Here is a 15,590-nt window from a genome sequence, read left to right as displayed (position 1 = left end):
ATGGATAAGCCTGACGAGTCTGTGACGGATCTGATCCGCGCCCGCGATGTTCGTGGCTTCGAATCCTGGGCGATGCCCAGCTTCGATCCGCCAAAACCGGAACCCGAACCTGAGCCGGAACCCGAACCGCCGGAAATGGAAGAAGTGCCGCTGGAAGAAGTCCAGCCACTGACTCTGGAAGAGCTCGAAAGCATCCGTCAGGAGGCTTACAACGAGGGCTTTGCCATTGGCGAAAAGGAAGGTTTTCACAGCACCACGCTGAAGGTGCGTCAGGAAGCCGAAACAGCGCTGGCGGCGAAAGTCGCCAGCCTTGAGCTGCTAATGGCCAACCTGTTCGAGCCGATCGCCGAGCAAGACACACAGATTGAAAAGTCGCTGGTCGACCTCGTGCAGCACATCACCAGACAGGTGATCAAGCGCGAACTGGCCATCGATTCGACGCAGATCGAACACGTCATGCGCGATGCCCTCAAGCTGTTGCCGCTGGGCGTGGAAAACGTCCGCCTGTACGTCAATCCGCAGGACTTCGCCCAGGTCAAAGCCCTGCGCGAACGCCACGAAGAAACCTGGCGCATCGTCGAAGACGAGTCGCTGTTGCCGGGCGGCTGCCGGGTTGAAACCGAGCACAGTCGCATCGATGCCAGCGTCGAATCGCGGGTGACTCAGGTCATGGCCAAACTGTTCGACCAGTTGCACGAACAAGCGTTGCACCCGGCGACGCCTGACCTGAGCCTGGAAATTCCTCAAGACACCCCAGCGCCTGTCGACTCCGACGAGCCGCGCGCGGACGCCAGCGATGCGCCTTGAACGCACCAGCTTCGCCAAGCGCCTGAGCACCTACGCCGAGGCCACCGAGATTGCCGGCGCGCCGATCCTTGAAGGTCGGCTGCTGCGCATGGTCGGTCTGACCCTGGAAGCCGAAGGGCTGCGCGCCGCCATGGGCACCCGCTGCATGGTGATCAATGACGACAGCTATCACCCGTCCCAGGTGGAAGCGGAAGTCATGGGTTTCTCCGGCAGCAAAGTCTTTCTGATGCCGGTCGGCAGCGTCGCCGGCATCGCCCCGGGCGCCCGCGTGGTGCCGCTGGCCGACACCGGTCGGCTGCCGATGGGCATGAGCATGCTCGGCCGAGTGCTCGACGGCGCCGGCCGCGCGCTGGACGGCAAGGGCGGCATGAAAGCCGAAGACTGGGTGCCGATGGACGGCCCGACAATCAACCCGCTCAACCGTGACCCGATCAGCGTGCCGCTGGACGTCGGCATCCGTTGCATCAACGGTTTGCTGACCGTCGGCCGTGGCCAGCGTCTGGGTCTGTTCGCCGGTACCGGTGTCGGTAAATCGGTGCTGTTGGGCATGATGACCCGCTTCACCGAGGCCGACATCATCGTCGTCGGCCTGATCGGTGAACGTGGTCGCGAAGTTAAAGAATTCATCGAGCACATCCTTGGTGAAGAAGGCCTCAAGCGTTCGGTGGTAGTCGCCTCGCCAGCGGACGATGCGCCGCTGATGCGTATGCGCGCGGCAATGTATTGCACGCGCATCGCCGAATATTTCCGCGACAAGGGCAAGAACGTTCTGCTGCTGATGGACTCGCTGACCCGTTTCGCCCAGGCCCAGCGGGAAATCGCTCTGGCCATCGGCGAACCGCCGGCGACCAAAGGCTATCCGCCCTCGGTGTTCGCCAAACTGCCGAAACTGGTGGAGCGCGCCGGTAACGCGGAGAAGGGCGGCGGTTCGATCACGGCGTTCTACACCGTTCTGTCCGAAGGCGATGACCAGCAGGATCCGATTGCCGACTCGGCGCGGGGCGTGCTCGACGGCCACATCGTGCTGTCGCGGCGCCTGGCTGAGGAAGGTCACTATCCGGCGATCGACATCGAAGCCTCGATCAGCCGGGTCATGCCGGCGGTGGTTTCGCCGGATCACATGCAGCGTGCGCAGTACTTCAAGCAGTTGTGGTCGCGCTATCAGCAGAGCCGCGATCTGATCAGCGTCGGCGCTTACGTCGCCGGCGGTGATCGCGAGACCGATCTGGCGATTTCCCTGCAACCGCAACTGGTCAGGTATCAGCGCCAGGGCCTCAACGACAAAATCACCATGGGTGAAAGCCAGGCCTACCTGGAAACCCTGTTCGCCCCAGCGGCGGGCGGGTAACCGGCCATGGCCGTCAGCCGAGCAGCGCGCCTGGCACCGGTGGTGGAAATGGCCGAGAAGGCCGAAAAAGCCGCCGTGCAACGACTGGGCTATTTCCAGGGTCAGGTCAAAGTTGCGGAAAGCAAACTGGCCGACCTCAATGCCTTTCGTCTGGATTACTCGCAGCAATGGATCGTGCGCGGCAGTACCGGCGTGACCGGGCAGTGGCTGCTGGGTTTTCAGGGCTTTCTGGCGCAACTCGACACCGCCGTCGATCAGCAACGGCAGAGCCTGGTCTGGCACCAGAACAAGCTCGACAAAGCGCGTGAGGAATGGCAACAGGCGTTCGCCCGCGTCGAAGGTTTGCGCAAACTGGTGCAGCGCTATCGCGAAGAAGCGCAACGCCTCGAAGACAAACGCGAGCAGAAGCTGCTGGATGAACTGTCGCAGCGTTTGCCGCGGCGTGATGCCTTCTAAACCTCACCGCCAAACCCCTGTGGGAGTGAGCCTGCTCGCGAAAGCGCCGTGTCAGTCAACCCTGTAGTCAATAGACAGAATGCATTCGCGAGCAGGCTCGCTCCCACACTTGTTCCAGCGTTGCGCCTTGCCCCAACCCTATCCAGCTGCTAAACCTTGTACAGGTTCGTCAATGACAAGGAAGCCAGTCAATGTCAGTCGTTACAGAAGTCTCTCAAGATGGGAAAAAACTCACGATTTCGATCGAGGGTCGATTCGATTTCGGTCGGCATCAGGAATTTCGCGAGTCCTATGAGCGACTCAACGAGAAGCCTGAATCCATAGTGGTGGATCTGAAGAAGGCCACCTACCTCGACAGCTCCGCGCTGGGCATGCTGCTTCTGCTGCGTGATCACGCGGGTGGCGACGAGTCGGATATCCGCGTCGTCAACAGCAGCACCGATGTGAAGAAAATCCTCGCGATTTCCAACTTCGACAAACTCTTCGACATCAGTTGACGCCCATGCAGGCGCAAGAGCCGCTGACCATTCTCATCGCCGAAGACAGCGCCGCCGACCGGTTGCTGCTGTCGACCATCGTCCGTCGTCAGGGCCATCAGGTACTGACGGCCGCCAACGGTGCTGAAGCGGTCGATACGTTCCAAAAGCAGCAACCCGATCTGGTGCTGATGGATGCGCTGATGCCGGTGATGGACGGCTTTGAAGCGGCGCGGCAGATCAAGGCGCTGGCGGGCGAAGCGCTGGTGCCAATCATTTTTCTTACCTCGCTGACCGAGAGCGAAGCGCTGGCCCGTTGTCTTGAGGCCGGCGGCGACGATTTTCTGGCGAAGCCGTACAACCAGGTGATCCTGGCCGCCAAAATCAAGGCGATGGATCGCTTGCGCCGGCTGCAGGCGACGGTTCTGCAGCAGCGCGACTTGATCGCCAGACATCACGACTATTTGCTCAACGAACAGCGCGTGGCCAAAGCGGTGTTCGACAAGGTTGCGCATTCTGGCTGCCTGAGTGCGCCGAACATCCGTTACCTGCAATCGCCGTACGCACTGTTCAACGGCGATTTGTTGCTGGCGGCCTACACGCCGGCCGGTGACATGCACGTCATGCTCGGCGATTTCACCGGGCATGGCTTGCCGGCGGCAGTCGGCGCGATGCCGCTGGCCGAAGTGTTCTACGGCATGACCGCCAAGGGCTACGGTCTGGCCGAAACCCTGCGCGAGATGAACGCCAAGCTCAAGCGCATCCTGCCGGTGGACATGTTCTGCTGCGCCACGTTGCTCTGTCTGAGTTTCCAGAGCCGCTCGGTGGAGGTGTGGAACGGCGGCATGCCCGACGGTTACTTGCACCGCATGGCGAGTGGCGAGCGCGTGCCGCTGCCAGCGCGGCATCTACCGTTGGGAATTCTCAGTGCGCAGGCCTTCGATGACCGTACGGATGTGTATCCGATGGCCGTTGATGATCGGGTGTTTCTGTTATCGGACGGGGTGATCGATACCTGCGATGCCAATGACCAGTTGTTCGGTGTCGAGCGTTTGCAGCAGGTCTTTGCCGCCAATAGCGATCCGGATCGGCTGTTCGAGGACATCGAGCAGGCGTTGCGCGATTTTCGCGGACAGGCGCGTGATGACGTGAGCATGGTCGAGGTCAGCCTGCTCGAGTCGACGCAGGCCCACGGCGCGGCACCGGTGTATTCGGACAGCGGCCAGTCGTGCCCGCTGGACTGGTCGGCCAGTTTCGAGTTTCGCGGTGCCACGCTCAGGCGCTTCAATCCGCTGCCATTTCTCTTGCAGTTGTTGCTTGAGGTGCACGGCCTGCGCTCGCAAAGCGGAGCCATGTACAGCGTACTCGCCGAGTTGTATTCCAATGCGCTGGAGCATGGCGTGCTCGGGCTCGATTCCAGCCTCAAGCGCGATGCGGCCGGGTTTGCCCGCTACTACGAAATGCGTGCGGCACGCCTGGAGGCGCTGCAGGAGGGGTTCGTGCGGGTGCATCTGCAGGTGCAACCGCGAGGCGAGGGCGGGCGTCTGGCCATCCGGGTCGAGGACAGTGGCAAGGGTTTCGATGTGGCGCGGGTCATGCAGCGGCCTCTGGACAATGTCCGCCTGTCGGGACGCGGCATCAGCCTGGTCCGGCAACTGGGGCACAACGCCAACTGGTCGGACCAAGGTCGTAGTGCCAGCGTGGAGTTTTTCTGGGAGATTGAGGCATAATCCGCCCATTCTTGATCAAGGAGTGAGCAAGTGACTGACCCAAATGTAGATCGCGACGTTCTCGATACCTTGCGCGAGGTAATGGAGGGCGATTACCCAGAGCTTCTGGATACTTTTCTGAATGACTCTGAGGAGCGCTTGAGCAACTTGCGCGCAACCAAAGACGCCGATCAGCTAATGAGTTGTGCCCACAGTTTCAAAGGCAGCGCCTGCAACATGGGCGCGGTTCGACTCGCTGAGTTGTGCCAGGACCTGGAGTCGAATGCCAAGGACAAAAGCCCGGAAGCACTCGCTCAGCTGGTTGCCGACATCCATTCCGAGTTCGCCGACGTACGCCCCGTGTACGAAGACGAAAAGCACCACGCCCATACCCACTGAAGCCGCCTTCCGGCGTTTTTCGCAAGTGTCTGGCCAAACTGGCCCGGCACTTGCAGTCATCTTGCTCAACTGTACCTACGATCCCAGTGCAGCGGAGACCGTGTCATGCCTGCGACCCCCAACATTCTTCTTCAGACCGCCGCCCAGGCCAAGGCGCAAGCCGCCTCTGCCAAATCGTCGGCAATGGCCGCAGACGCCGGGGACAAGGCTTCGAGCTTCGCCAAAGTGTTCGCCAATCAAGCGCCGGCCAAGCCTGCCGCCAGCGCCGATAATTCAGTCAAACCGGCACGCGACAAGGTCGCTGACAACAGCGGCAAAAAGGATATCGGCATAGATCAGTCTGCCGCGCCCGAGCCAGCAGTTGCCGATAGCGGCAAAGCGTTGCCTGCGGAGAAAGCGGCGGCGAGTGACGACGCAGCTGCCACTGCCGATGACACCGCTGAAACCGTACAAACCCCTGTGGTCGATACCGCGCCTGTAGACCCGGCGCTGGATCCAGCCCTGGCGCAAGTCGTCCAGCCATTGGTCGCAGCGCCTGTCGTGCAAACCCCGGTAGTCGGGGCGCGAGCCCAGCCGGAAGCTGAAACGCCTGCTTTGGCCGCCGTGCCGGGCATGGTCAAAGATCCGGCGGCTACCGATAGCGATTTCGATCCCTCGGCCGACCCGCTCGACTCGATGCCGGCCGTGCGCATGGCGATGGAGCAGGGCGGGCATATTTCTGCCGCCAGTCAGGCACAACCGAAAGCCTCTCCCGCTCAGGCTCAGGCCGACGGCGAATTGACCGCTGCGCAGAACTTTGCCGCCGGCATGGCCAGCATGCTCGACGTCCAGGCCGACAAGGACAGCACCAGCCAAGGTGGCGAAAAAGCCTTCAGCGGGCTGATCGATGATGGTCTGAAGGATCTGAAATCAGCCACCAGCGATACCCGCGTCGACGACTTCGCCAACCGTCTGGCGGCACTGACCCAGGCCGCTACGCCAAAAACTGCGAATGCGCTGCCGGTGAATCAGCCGATCGCCATGCACCAGAGCGGCTGGACCGAAGAAGTGGTCAACCGCGTCATGTATCTGTCCAGCGTCAACCTGAAGGCCGCCGATATTCAGTTGCAACCGGCTGAACTGGGGCGTCTGGATATCCGCGTGAACATGGTTCCCGATCAGCAGACCCAGGTGACCTTCATGAGCGCGCACCCGAGCGTGCGTGAAGCGCTCGACAGCCAGATGCATCGCCTGCGCGACATGTTCAACCAGCAGGGCATGGGCCAGGTCGACGTCAACGTCTCCGACCAGAACCGTGGCTGGCAGGGCCAGCAAGGCCAGGAACAGGCGCAGCAGGGCCACACCGGACGCACCAGCGCCGCCGGCGGGCGCCTGGATTCGGCGGATGAAGAATTGGCACCGGCCACTGTGGCTGAAGTGGCGGCGCAGACCACCAGCGTCATCGGTACCAGCGCGGTCGACTATTACGCCTGATAAAGCACAGTCCCCCCCTGTAGGAGTGAGCCTGCTCGCGATTGCGGTGTGTCAGTTAGCGGACTCGTTGACTGACACACCGCAATCGCGAGCAGGCTCACTCCTACATTTGTTTTATGTCGCCCTCCCTTCAGCCTCCGACACTTCTGGCATAACACTTGCTCTTGCCTTGCCGTGCGACTGTGAAACCCCCGATTAGTGACGGATTATTGGCATGGCGAAGAGCGAAGCTGCAGCAGTAAAAGACCCCGCAACCAAAGGCAAACTCAAGCTGATCATCGTGATCGTGCTGGCGTTGCTGGTGGCCATTGGTGCATCCGTCGGGGCGACCTGGTTCTTCATGCACGGCGCCCAGAGCAAGCCTGCCGAGGCCGCTGAAGCAGCGCCGGTCGGCAAGCAGGCAGCGATTTTCGAGCCGATGGCGCCAGCCTTCGTTGCCAACTACAACCAGAACGGCCGTCAGCGCTACATGCAGGTGAGCATCACCATGCTGGCGCGTAACCAGGCCGATCTGGACGCGCTCAAAGTGCACATGCCGGTTATCCGCAACAACCTGGTGATGCTCTTCTCCGGTCAGGATTTCGCCACACTGGCGACCCCGGTCGGCCAGGAGATGTTGCGCCAGAAGGCCACCGCCAGCGTCCAGGAAGTGGCGCAGAAAGAACTGGGCAAAGTGGTCATCGAACAGTTGCTTTTCACTAATTTCGTACTGCAGTAGGAACACGACATGGCCGTGCAGGATCTGCTGTCCCAGGATGAAATCGATGCGCTGTTGCATGGCGTCGATGATGGTCTGGTACAGACCGATAATGCTGCCGAACCCGGCAGTGTCAAAAGCTACGACCTGACCAGCCAGGATCGCATCGTCCGTGGACGCATGCCGACGCTGGAAATGATCAACGAGCGTTTCGCCCGCTACACCCGCATCAGCATGTTCAACATGCTGCGCCGCTCGGCGGACGTTGCCGTCGGTGGCGTGCAGGTGATGAAGTTCGGCGAATACGTGCACTCGCTGTACGTGCCGACCAGCCTCAATCTGGTCAAGATCAAACCGCTGCGCGGCACTGCGCTGTTCATCCTCGACGCCAAACTGGTGTTCAAACTGGTGGACAACTTCTTCGGCGGCGACGGCCGTCACGCCAAGATCGAAGGGCGTGAATTCACCCCGACCGAACTGCGCGTGGTGCGCATGGTTCTCGAGCAGGCCTTCGTCGATCTGAAGGAAGCCTGGCAGGCGATCATGGAAGTCAATTTCGAGTACATCAACTCGGAAGTGAACCCGGCCATGGCCAACATCGTCGGCCCCAGCGAAGCGATTGTCGTCTCCACCTTCCACATCGAACTCGATGGCGGTGGCGGCGACCTGCACGTGACCATGCCGTACTCGATGATCGAGCCGGTGCGGGAAATGCTCGACGCCGGTTTCCAGTCCGACCTCGACGATCAGGACGAGCGCTGGGTCAATGCCCTGCGCCAGGACGTGCTCGATGTCGACGTGCCCATCGGTGCCACCGTGGCCCGCCGCCAGTTGAAGCTGCGCGACATCCTGCACATGCAGCCGGGCGATGTGATCCCGGTCGAGATGCCGGAAGACATGATCATGCGCGCCAACGGCGTGCCGGCCTTCAAGGTCAAGATGGGCTCGCACAAAGGCAACCTCGCGTTGCAAGTGATCGAGCCGATCGAGCGTCGCTGAGGCGGCGCCTTTCACCCCCGTATTTAACCGAATTGTTGCCCGCCGAGGACACATGATGAACGACGATATGAACGCGCAGGACGATCAGGCACTGGCCGATGAATGGGCTGCGGCCCTGGAAGAAACCGGTGACGCCGGCCAGGCTGACATCGATGCACTGCTGGCCGCCGACGCCGGCACTTCCAGCTCCAACCGGCTGCCGATGGAAGAGTTCGGCAGCGTGCCGAAGAACAACGATCCGGTGACCCTCGACGGTCCGAACCTGGACGTGATCCTCGATATTCCGGTGTCGATTTCCATGGAAGTCGGCAGTACCGACATCAACATCCGCAACCTGCTGCAACTCAACCAGGGTTCGGTGATCGAGCTCGATCGTCTGGCCGGTGAGCCGCTCGACGTGCTGGTCAACGGCACCTTGATCGCCCACGGCGAAGTAGTGGTGGTCAACGAGAAGTTCGGCATCCGCCTGACCGACGTGATCAGCCCAAGCGAACGCATCAAGAAGCTGCGCTGAGTGAAAAGGTTTCTCTGGGTTCTGCTGGCATTGCCGTTGAGCGTGCTGGCGGTCGAGCCGGGCGCAACCACGGCTGCGCCTGCCGCCACCGCGCCAATGGTCAACAGCGGCGTGGCCGGGCAGTTGACGCAACTGGTGTTCGGTTTGCTGCTGGTGCTGGGCTTGATCTTCTTCCTCGCCTGGCTGCTGCGCCGCGTGCAGCAGGCAGGGCCGGCGGGCAAGGGGCAGGTGATCGAGTTGATCGGTTCGCGCGCGCTCGGCCCGCGTGACCGGTTGATGCTGGTGCAGGTCGGCAATGAGCAGATCCTGCTCGGCCTTAGCCCCGGCACCATCACCGCGCTGCACGTGCTCAAGGAACCGGTCGAAGTCCCCTCCGCCAGTGAAAAAGCGACGCCGGAATTTGCTCAGCATCTGCTGAAAATTCTCGGCAAGGATCAGAAGGATACGAAGTAATGGGTGCGCTCCGCATCGTCTTGACGCTGGTCCTGTTGCTGGCCGCGCCGCTGGCGTTGGCCGCCGATCCGTTGTCGATCCCGGCGATTACGCTGGGCACCAATGCCGACGGCGCGCAGGAATATTCGGTCAGTCTGCAGATCCTGCTGATCATGACCGCGCTGAGCTTTATTCCGGCGGCGGTCATTCTGATGACCAGTTTCACGCGGATCATCATCGTCTTCTCGATCCTGCGTCAGGCCCTCGGTCTGCAACAGACGCCGTCGAACCAGATCCTCACCGGCATGGCGCTGTTCCTGACGCTGTTCATCATGGCGCCGGTGTTCGACCGGGTGAACAACGACGCATTGCAACCGTATCTGGCGGAAACCCTCACTGCGCAGCAAGCGGTGGAAAAGGCTCAGGTGCCGATCAAGGACTTCATGCTCGCGCAGACCCGCACCAGCGATCTGGAGCTGTTCATGCGCCTGTCCAAGCGCACCGACATCGCCACCCCGGATCAGGCGCCGCTGACCATCCTGGTGCCGGCGTTCGTGACTTCCGAACTTAAAACCGCGTTCCAGATCGGCTTCATGATCTTCATCCCGTTCCTGATCATCGACCTCGTCGTGGCGAGCGTGCTGATGGCCATGGGTATGATGATGCTCTCGCCGCTGATCATCTCGTTGCCGTTCAAGATCATGCTGTTCGTGCTGGTGGATGGCTGGGCGCTGATCATCGGCACCCTGGCCAGCAGTTTTGGAGGTGTTTCGCCATGACGCCGGAAGTCGCGGTCGATATCTTTCGTGAAGCGCTGTGGCTGACCACCATGATGGTCGCCATCCTGGTGGTGCCGAGCCTTTTGGTCGGCCTGCTGGTGTCGATGTTCCAGGCCGCCACGCAGATCAACGAACAGACCCTGAGCTTCCTGCCGCGTCTTCTGGTGATGCTGGTGACCCTGATCATCGGCGGTCCGTGGATCGTGCAGACGTTCATGGAATACATCATCCAGCTGTACAAAAACATCCCGATGGTCATCGGCTAAGCCATGCAATCGCTGCTTCAGTTGACCGACACCCAGATCAGCACCTGGGTGGCGTCGTTCATGTTGCCGCTGTTTCGCGTGGCGTCGATGCTGATGGTCATGCCGGTGTTCGGCACCACCCTGATCCCGCGCCGCGTGCGCCTGTATTTCGCCGTGGCGATCACCGTGGTCATCACCCCGGCGCTGCCGCCGATGCCCGCCGTCAGCCCGCTTGACCTCAGCGGTCTGCTGTTGATCGGCGAGCAGATTCTGGTCGGCGCCGTGCTCGGATTTTCCCTGCAACTGTTCTTCCAGGCCTTTGCCGTTGCCGGGCAGATTGTCGCGGTGCAGATGGGTATGGGCTTCGCTTCGATGATCGACCCTACCAACGGCGTTTCGGTGGCGGTGATCGGTCAGTTCTTCACCATGCTTGTGACGCTGCTCTTCCTGTCGATGAACGGCCACCTGGTGGTGTTCGAAGTCCTGACTGAAAGCTTCACCACGCTGCCGGTCGGCGGCGGCCTGATGGTTGAGCATTACTGGGAGCTGGCCGGCAAACTCGGCTGGGTGCTTGGCGCCGCGTTGCTGCTGGTGCTGCCAGCGATCACCGCGTTGCTTGTGGTCAACATCGCCTTCGGCGTGATGACCCGCGCCGCGCCGCAACTGAACATCTTCTCGATCGGTTTTCCGCTGACCATGGTGCTCGGCCTGTTCATCGTCTGGGTGGGTCTGGCGGACATTCTCAACCAGTATCAACCGCTGGCCAGCGAGGCCTTGCAGTTGCTACGCGAACTGGCACGGGCGCGCTGAGTCATGGCAGAGAGCGAAAGCGGTCAGGACAAAACAGAAGACCCCACGGACAAACGTAAAAAGGATGCCCGAGAGAAGGGTGAGATTGCCCGTTCCAAAGAGCTCAACACCCTTGCGGTGATGATGGCCGGTGCCGCTGCGCTGCTGATTTTTGGCGGCATGCTCGCGCAAGAACTGATGGACGTGATGCGCCTGAACTTCACCCTGTCCCGTGAAGTGGTCATGGACCAGGGCGCCATGGGCCGTTTTCTGTTGGAGTCAGGGTTGATTGCCTTGCTGGCGATTCAGCCAGTCATGATCACCCTGTTGCTCGCCGCCGTGATCGGCCCGATCTCGCTCGGTGGCTGGCTGTTCGCCGCAAGCTCCCTGGCGCCCAAATTCAGCCGGATGAACCCGGCCGCCGGCCTCAAGCGCATGTTTTCGTTCAAGGCTGTGGTCGAACTGCTCAAGGCACTGGCGAAGTTTCTGATTACCCTGGGCGTGGCGTTGGTGGTGTTGTCCGCCGACGTCGATGACTTTCTGCGCATTGCCCACGAGCCACTGGACATGGCGATCATCCACAGCGTTTTGCTGGTGGGCTGGAGCACGCTGTGGCTGGCCTGCGGCCTGATCATCATCGCCGCCGTCGACGTGCCGGTGCAGCTTTGGGAAGCGCACAAGAAACTGCTGATGACCAAGCAGGAAGTGCGCGACGAACACAAGGATCAGGAAGGCCGTCCCGAGGTCAAGCAGCGCATCCGCCAGACCCAGCGCGAAATGTCCCAGCGGCGGATGATGGCGGCGATCCCCGAAGCCGATGTGGTCATCACCAACCCGACCCACTACGCCGTCGCCCTCAAGTACGACTCGGAGAAGGGCGGCGCGCCGGTGCTGCTGGCCAAGGGCAGCGACTTCATCGCCCTGAAAATCCGCGAAATCGCCGTCGCCAACAACGTCATGCTCCTCGAATCGCCGGCGTTGGCCCGGTCGATCTACTACTCCACCGAACTGGAGCAGGAAATCCCCGGTGGTCTGTATCTGGCCGTAGCGCAGGTATTGGCTTACGTCTACCAGATCCGCCAACACCAGGCGGGCAAGGGTAAACGGCCGGATCCGCTCAAGGATGATTTGCCGATTCCGCCTGATCTGCGGCGCGATTCCTGACGGTTACCGTCTGTCTGGAAAACCTCTCAACCTGTCAAGTCTGACAGTAGACGGCCGCGCCCGCCGGCGCTCTCATTGCCATGGGAATTCTCCCGGCATTTCCCTGCATTGGTCGCTCTGATCATTTGATGCGAGTACCAGGGAGCGGCGCCTGCATCGGGTTTCAGAGGAAGCAATCATGGCAGACCAGCCCTACATAAAGTTGCAAGGTATGGAGGTTGAATTCGTCTCGGGAGTGTTGGAACGACGTACAGCCGATCGCGCAATCGGTTACACCGTGACTTTCAAGTTGATGCTGGACTTCACCCATTTCAAGCAGATGGCCAACGCCTACAGCGCCAATTATCTGGAGGTGTCGAGCAACGCGATTCGGCCGGAGCTGGAGGGTTTGGCGTACCACAATCACTACAGTGTGATTGGTGGTTCTGCAGGAAAAATCGTCAACAGTGCGATGCTTTTCGAACTCTTCACCGATCCGGATTTGTACCTGGATGGCTGGATCAACAATGAAATGGAGAGGCGATTTGGCAAGCCGGAATTCGTCATTGAGGGAAGTGCGCTTTTGATGACGGCGCGGCAGGACTTTCGTTGGGAAGATCCGGAGCGCGAAATCAGGATCGAAGACCTCCCCATCATTTGGTTTGATTGGGCACTGACCCTCATAGAGCAGCGGACAAAAGTGTCTTGGGGGCTGCCGGAGCGTACGACGCCGGTATCGGTGGTGACGTTTATGTACACGCAGGACGCGGTCGTCGTTATCGAGGGTACGGAGCTGCTCAAGGGCGCGCGCTATATCAACGGCAAGAATCTCGGTTTCGGCCCGATTACACCTGAACAGGTTTTAACGGCGTAGTGATCTGCAACCCGCCGCCCCGATTGAAAGGGGGCAGCGGGCTTTTTCTGCCTCAAGGTTTTGTGTTGCGCCTTAGCCAGTATTCGCGCTCCCACGTTGGAAGCCGTTCAACGGTGGGAGCGAGCCTGCTCGCGAAGGCGTCAGAATTGACGCTGGATCAATCAACTGGTGTCCCCAATGCCTGCGTCAACCCGGCAACTCCAGATTATCCAGCACCCGATTCACCGCCAATTCGCCGAGCATGATCAGCTGCGCGATGCCCATCAGCGTCCGGCGCTGGGATGGTTTGACCAGTCCGGCGAATTCCTGGGCGATGGTTTTGGCCGAGGCGAGGGTTTCGCAAGCGTTGGCCAGCAGGTCTTCGTTTTTGGTGTCGGCGGTGACGGCGTACATGGCGCGAGGGCTGAAGGGTGGTGGTGTGGAGCCGGGTGGGCAGAGGTAGTGGTCGAGGGCACGGTCGGCGGCTTGGTGGAGCTTTTTGGAATCGAGGGATTCGTAGGGGGAGGTGGGGTCGGTTTCGGGTGGGTTGGGTGTTGGTTTGATCATGGTGAAGCTCCTTTGAAGTGGAGCCGCTACAACCTGTCGCTAAACAGGAGGGTGGCGGCTGTACGCAGGTTAGCGAACCGGTCAAAGGCACCCGGCAGACCCGAAGGTCTCCCGCATACAGCCACCATGACGAAATCGCGAAAATACAGATCCGCAACGAAGCCTGGAACGCCGATGCACCTTTGACTTGAGTTCGAGTCGCTAAACCCGATCGCTGATTCGTCAGCGACCGGACCACAATAGAACCCGACCCCAAAGCGCACAAGCCGGCGGATTCTGGCTTGGCCGTAGGCAATTGCGCAAGAATTTGTAGCCTGAAAGGCGTGTCTGAAGGTGTCTTTTAAACGCCTGAGTTTAAAAGGCGATTTGCGCTGACTTCACTGGCCCCTTCGCGGTCAGCACAACAACCTCAATCAAGCCCCGCCGTTTTAAATCACTAATTAAATAAGTTCGTTCCCTTTTCGTGGGAGATTGTCTGGGTGAATGAACGTGGTCTGCGCCTGATAACGTCCAGATTAGAGCGCAGTAAACACCGGGAACATTGGAGACAGCTTTGCGTGATGAGGTGCTATCTCAGGCGCAGAGCTTGGAGTAGCTTTATGGAGATTCCTCAAAGTCCGATTTCGTTTATTCCCCAAACTCAAATTCATCAAGTAAGACTTGCCCGTATGTAGTTACTCTGATTGATGCGATATCGGATAGTGTTCCCGAGTCAATTTGTTGAGGTGGTGCCAGGGCAATAAGGGGCATATTTATAATGCGTAATGTTGTGCCGGATGAATTTAAAAAAGAGAACGCTGCATTTGGTCTTGATGAGACGTTGCCTGGTTTGGCCCAAAATCGTATTCTGCTTGTTGTTCGATTCATTAAGTCTAATTGATACGTAATAGACCAGTCACTAAAATTAACGAATGAGTAAACCATTTTTCCTTTCATGGGTGGAGCTTGAGTAAAGTTTCTGATCTCTACGGAGCAGCCGCTGTTACTTTGACTTATGAAGGTTAATTTTAGTTTGCCGGCCATCGCGGATTGTCCGGCCGTGTCAAGTGTTATATCTTCGACGCCTTCGAAGTTTTCGATGTCCCCTGTTCTAAACTTCCATGGGTTTGATTCTTTATGTGCTCCATATAAGGCTTTGGCTATGAAGTTATGTGGGCCAGTGCTGAGGTTTTGAACTGTCTGTTTCCAAATGCCTGATGTTACATCGGCAATGGCTTGGTCTATTGAGATTGTTTCGTCAAATATTTCGACTTTTAATCCCTTGGTGGCGATACCAGTCAGGACCACTGTAGTTTCTGCTGTTGTACCGTCCTGAGGAATTTCCTCACCACTGACTGTGCCTATAACAGACTCAATAGTGGGGGCAATATCTTCTTTCACAGTCAAATTACGCACATTTGACCATTGCGGGGACGGTGTATACAGCGACCCTGCGTATAACCTCCGGGCACCCACTGCAACAGTAATAGGCAACTCCCACATGCCTGTTGCTGTCGAGGCGGTGGCCACCCCCTTGGAGGTGTGGCTCGGGCCGTTTCCATCAAAAATTTCGACTCTCTGGCCCTTGCTCGCGGTGCCTATGAGCTTCAGGGCGGTGCTGACGGTAATTTGTCCCTCAGGGATTTCAACGTTCTTGTCGTCAAGCACGTTGCTCAGCGTAGGGACGACAACCGGCGTCACGGTCAGTGTTCTGGCTGCCGACACGGCGCCGGAGCCGTACAATGCCTTGACGGTAAAGCTGTGCGCTGCCACAGCCAGGGCACTGACGAGCAGCGTCCAGACACCGGTTGTGGCATGTGCCGTTGCCTGATCTTTGGAGACCGTGCCGTCAAAGATTTCGACCTTCTGGCCTTTGGCCGCGACGCCGCTCAGGGTCACGGCAGTTTCCACCGTAAGGCCGCCGT

General features: G+C 59.6%; 17 protein-coding genes and 1 pseudogene. 16 read left to right on the top strand and 2 right to left on the bottom strand.

What is annotated here, in order from left to right; all coding sequences use genetic code 11:
* The 16 genes from fliH (at position 1) to QRN33_RS10160 (ending at position 13,140) form a co-directional block, all read left to right on the top strand.
* Positions 1-807 carry a flagellar assembly protein FliH gene (gene fliH, locus QRN33_RS10235; RefSeq protein ID WP_065617407.1) on the top strand — a complete coding sequence of 269 codons (807 nt, stop codon included), beginning with the start codon at positions 1-3 and terminating at the stop codon, positions 805-807.
* Complete coding sequence (gene fliI, locus QRN33_RS10230) at positions 797-2,155, top strand: flagellar protein export ATPase FliI (RefSeq protein ID WP_039761176.1); 1,359 nt, start codon at positions 797-799, stop codon at positions 2,153-2,155. The genes fliH and fliI overlap by 11 nt, the downstream gene beginning before the upstream one ends.
* Positions 2,156-2,161: 6 nt before the next feature.
* Positions 2,162-2,611: a flagellar export protein FliJ gene (gene fliJ, locus QRN33_RS10225; RefSeq protein WP_064362064.1), complete on the top strand. Its 450-nt coding sequence runs from the start codon at positions 2,162-2,164 to the stop codon at positions 2,609-2,611.
* Positions 2,612-2,802: 191 nt separating this feature from the next.
* A complete protein-coding gene (locus QRN33_RS10220; protein ID WP_064362063.1) occupies positions 2,803-3,108 on the top strand; it encodes an STAS domain-containing protein in 306 nt (101 codons plus the stop codon).
* Between the two features lie 5 nt (positions 3,109-3,113).
* A complete protein-coding gene (locus QRN33_RS10215; RefSeq protein WP_285408376.1) occupies positions 3,114-4,817 on the top strand; it encodes an ATP-binding SpoIIE family protein phosphatase in 1,704 nt (567 codons plus the stop codon).
* A 30-nt stretch (positions 4,818-4,847) separates the two neighbouring features.
* Complete coding sequence (locus QRN33_RS10210; protein WP_285408374.1) at positions 4,848-5,195, top strand: Hpt domain-containing protein; 348 nt, start codon at positions 4,848-4,850, stop codon at positions 5,193-5,195.
* 105 nt (positions 5,196-5,300) lie between these two features.
* On the top strand, positions 5,301-6,668 hold the full coding sequence (locus QRN33_RS10205) for a flagellar hook-length control protein FliK (protein WP_285408372.1): 1,368 nt from the start codon (positions 5,301-5,303) through the stop codon (positions 6,666-6,668).
* Between the two features lie 214 nt (positions 6,669-6,882).
* Positions 6,883-7,386 (top strand): flagellar basal body-associated protein FliL, encoded by a 504-nt coding sequence (gene fliL / locus QRN33_RS10200; protein ID WP_016771071.1) that lies wholly within the window; start codon positions 6,883-6,885, stop codon positions 7,384-7,386.
* Positions 7,387-7,395: 9 nt separating this feature from the next.
* Positions 7,396-8,364: a flagellar motor switch protein FliM gene (fliM, locus tag QRN33_RS10195; RefSeq protein WP_003222890.1), complete on the top strand. Its 969-nt coding sequence runs from the start codon at positions 7,396-7,398 to the stop codon at positions 8,362-8,364.
* Between the two features lie 55 nt (positions 8,365-8,419).
* Positions 8,420-8,878: a flagellar motor switch protein FliN gene (gene fliN / locus QRN33_RS10190; protein WP_016771070.1), complete on the top strand. Its 459-nt coding sequence runs from the start codon at positions 8,420-8,422 to the stop codon at positions 8,876-8,878.
* Entirely contained in the window at positions 8,879-9,331 is a 453-nt protein-coding gene (gene fliO, locus QRN33_RS10185; protein WP_285408370.1) for a flagellar biosynthetic protein FliO, read from the top strand.
* The gene (gene fliP / locus QRN33_RS10180; protein ID WP_042607538.1) at positions 9,331-10,089 is read left to right on the top strand and encodes a flagellar type III secretion system pore protein FliP; all 759 of its coding nucleotides are present in this window, start codon (positions 9,331-9,333) and stop codon (positions 10,087-10,089) included. The genes fliO and fliP overlap by 1 nt, the downstream gene beginning before the upstream one ends.
* Positions 10,086-10,355, top strand: a complete 270-nt coding sequence (gene fliQ, locus QRN33_RS10175; protein WP_016771067.1) for a flagellar biosynthesis protein FliQ — start codon at positions 10,086-10,088, stop codon at positions 10,353-10,355. The genes fliP and fliQ overlap by 4 nt, the downstream gene beginning before the upstream one ends.
* Positions 10,356-10,358: 3 nt before the next feature.
* Complete coding sequence (fliR, locus tag QRN33_RS10170; RefSeq protein WP_064362059.1) at positions 10,359-11,144, top strand: flagellar biosynthetic protein FliR; 786 nt, start codon at positions 10,359-10,361, stop codon at positions 11,142-11,144.
* A 3-nt stretch (positions 11,145-11,147) separates the two neighbouring features.
* On the top strand, positions 11,148-12,287 hold the full coding sequence (flhB, locus tag QRN33_RS10165) for a flagellar biosynthesis protein FlhB (RefSeq protein ID WP_039761196.1): 1,140 nt from the start codon (positions 11,148-11,150) through the stop codon (positions 12,285-12,287).
* Between the two features lie 178 nt (positions 12,288-12,465).
* A complete protein-coding gene (locus QRN33_RS10160) occupies positions 12,466-13,140 on the top strand; it encodes a hypothetical protein (protein ID WP_285408340.1) in 675 nt (224 codons plus the stop codon).
* A gap of 186 nt (positions 13,141-13,326) precedes the next feature.
* On the opposite strand, the gene QRN33_RS10155 is transcribed toward QRN33_RS10160, so the two are convergent.
* Together QRN33_RS10155 and QRN33_RS10150 are read right to left on the bottom strand one after the other, a co-directional pair.
* Complete coding sequence (locus QRN33_RS10155; RefSeq protein ID WP_042607541.1) at positions 13,327-13,686, bottom strand: DUF6124 family protein; 360 nt, start codon at positions 13,684-13,686, stop codon at positions 13,327-13,329.
* Between the two features lie 627 nt (positions 13,687-14,313).
* Positions 14,314-15,590 (bottom strand): annotated as a pseudogene (locus QRN33_RS10150) (hypothetical protein); the annotation flags it as partial.

This window comes from Pseudomonas sp. FR229a (genome assembly GCF_030209115.1).
Taxonomy (GTDB): Bacteria; Pseudomonadota; Gammaproteobacteria; order Pseudomonadales; family Pseudomonadaceae; genus Aquipseudomonas; species Aquipseudomonas moraviensis_A.
This window is presented reverse-complemented; position numbering and strand designations above follow the sequence as displayed.

What these genes read in the sequence shown, in the direction of transcription:
- fliQ (WP_016771067.1), top strand. Translation starts at nt 10,086, where the DNA reads ATGACGCCGGAAGTCGCGGTCGATATCTTTCGTGAAGCGCTGTGGCTG.
- QRN33_RS10160 (WP_285408340.1), top strand. Translation starts at nt 12,466, where the DNA reads ATGGCAGACCAGCCCTACATAAAGTTGCAAGGTATGGAGGTTGAATTC.
- fliN (WP_016771070.1), top strand. Translation starts at nt 8,420, where the DNA reads ATGAACGACGATATGAACGCGCAGGACGATCAGGCACTGGCCGATGAA.
- fliI (WP_039761176.1), top strand. Translation starts at nt 797, where the DNA reads ATGCGCCTTGAACGCACCAGCTTCGCCAAGCGCCTGAGCACCTACGCC.
- QRN33_RS10155 (WP_042607541.1), bottom strand. Translation starts at nt 13,686, where the DNA reads ATGATCAAACCAACACCCAACCCACCCGAAACCGACCCCACCTCCCCC.
- fliM (WP_003222890.1), top strand. Translation starts at nt 7,396, where the DNA reads ATGGCCGTGCAGGATCTGCTGTCCCAGGATGAAATCGATGCGCTGTTG.
- flhB (WP_039761196.1), top strand. Translation starts at nt 11,148, where the DNA reads ATGGCAGAGAGCGAAAGCGGTCAGGACAAAACAGAAGACCCCACGGAC.
- fliJ (WP_064362064.1), top strand. Translation starts at nt 2,162, where the DNA reads ATGGCCGTCAGCCGAGCAGCGCGCCTGGCACCGGTGGTGGAAATGGCC.
- QRN33_RS10205 (WP_285408372.1), top strand. Translation starts at nt 5,301, where the DNA reads ATGCCTGCGACCCCCAACATTCTTCTTCAGACCGCCGCCCAGGCCAAG.
- QRN33_RS10215 (WP_285408376.1), top strand. Translation starts at nt 3,114, where the DNA reads ATGCAGGCGCAAGAGCCGCTGACCATTCTCATCGCCGAAGACAGCGCC.
- fliP (WP_042607538.1), top strand. Translation starts at nt 9,331, where the DNA reads ATGGGTGCGCTCCGCATCGTCTTGACGCTGGTCCTGTTGCTGGCCGCG.
- fliH (WP_065617407.1), top strand. Translation starts at nt 1, where the DNA reads ATGGATAAGCCTGACGAGTCTGTGACGGATCTGATCCGCGCCCGCGAT.
- fliL (WP_016771071.1), top strand. Translation starts at nt 6,883, where the DNA reads ATGGCGAAGAGCGAAGCTGCAGCAGTAAAAGACCCCGCAACCAAAGGC.
- fliR (WP_064362059.1), top strand. Translation starts at nt 10,359, where the DNA reads ATGCAATCGCTGCTTCAGTTGACCGACACCCAGATCAGCACCTGGGTG.
- QRN33_RS10220 (WP_064362063.1), top strand. Translation starts at nt 2,803, where the DNA reads ATGTCAGTCGTTACAGAAGTCTCTCAAGATGGGAAAAAACTCACGATT.